At 63.8% G+C, this 1,216-nt stretch carries 1 protein-coding gene; it reads left to right on the top strand.

Features of this window, described 5'->3' with window-relative positions; translation table 11 throughout:
• Positions 1-1,216 (top strand): McrC family protein (locus tag ACFC0D_RS38640; protein ID WP_376446806.1); only part of this gene is annotated, 1,216 nt, incomplete at both ends.

The raw sequence follows: 1,216 nt of genomic DNA, 5'->3' as shown, positions 1-1,216 counted from the left end.
GCGCCCGGTGGTGCGCGCGTCGTGCCCGATGGCGTTTACCGGTGGCTGGAACGGCAGTCGTTGGAGCTGATCGACGGCAAGTTGTCCCCATGGGTTCGCCGTTGCCGCCGGGGTATTCAGGTCACCAGCCACGTGGGCGTGGTTACCGCGCCAGGCGGCCTGCAGATCGAGATCCTGCCCAAGGTGGGCAAGGCGCTGGACGCCGGTGCCGGCGAGGCACGTGGCCTGCTGCTGAGGATGCTGCGTTGCCTGCAGCAGTTCTCACACCTTCGGTTCGGCAACGCGCAGCTTGCCGCCGACAGCATGCCGCTGCTGGAGGTGTTCGTTGGCGAGTTCCTGCGTACGGTGGTGGCAGTGACCCGCAGCGGGCTTCGCGGCCAGTACCAGACACGTGAGGATGATCTACCTGCGCTGCGCGGCAGGCTGCTCGTGGCCCAGCATCTCCGCCGCAATCTGGTACGTGCCGATCGCTTCCACACCGCCCACGATGAGTTCAGCATCGACAGGCCGGAGAACCGGCTGATCCACACGGCATTGCGAAAGGTGCTTGGCGCGACTCGCTTGACCCACCATCAGCGGCTGGCGCGGGAGCTGTTGGCATTCTTCGCCGAGGTGCCGCTCAGCCACAATCCGGACCAGGACATGCAACGGGTTCAGCTGGACCGCAACATGCGCACCTATCGAGAAGCGCTGGATTGGACGCGTTTGATCCTGCAAGGGCTGTCGCCTACTTCGTCGGTAGGTACGCAGCAGGCACCTTCGCTGTTGTTCCCGATGGAGCGATTGTTCGAGGCGTACGTGGCCAGGCACTTCCAGAAGCAGCTACCGGCGCATCTTGCGCTGGATACTCAGGTCAGGCGGCATCACCTGGTGCATCACGGCGGTGCAAAGTGGTTCCAGCTCAGGCCGGACATGGTGGTGAGCCGGCAGCGGACGGACGTACTGGTGCTGGACACCAAGTGGAAGTTGCTGGATGCCGGACAGGCCAATGGCACCCACAAATACGGCTTACATCAGGATGATTTCTACCAGCTGCACGCCTATGGACGCAGCTATCTGGGCGGACAGGGCATGGTTGCACTGGTCTACCCGCGCACCGACAAGCTGGATCAGCCGCTACCGGTGTTCGACTTTCCCGGGAGCGAAGGGCTGCGATTGTGGGTGCTGCCATTCTGCCTGAGGCGGGCCGAAGTGCTGCTTCCGGAGGGCTGGGAAT

The sequence above is a fragment of the Streptomyces sp. NPDC056222 genome (assembly GCF_042264065.1).
In the GTDB taxonomy this organism is placed as follows: Bacteria; Actinomycetota; Actinomycetes; order Streptomycetales; family Streptomycetaceae; genus Streptomyces.
The sequence above is the reverse complement of the archived record's forward strand: the minus strand, read 5'-3'. Positions and strand labels throughout refer to the sequence as shown.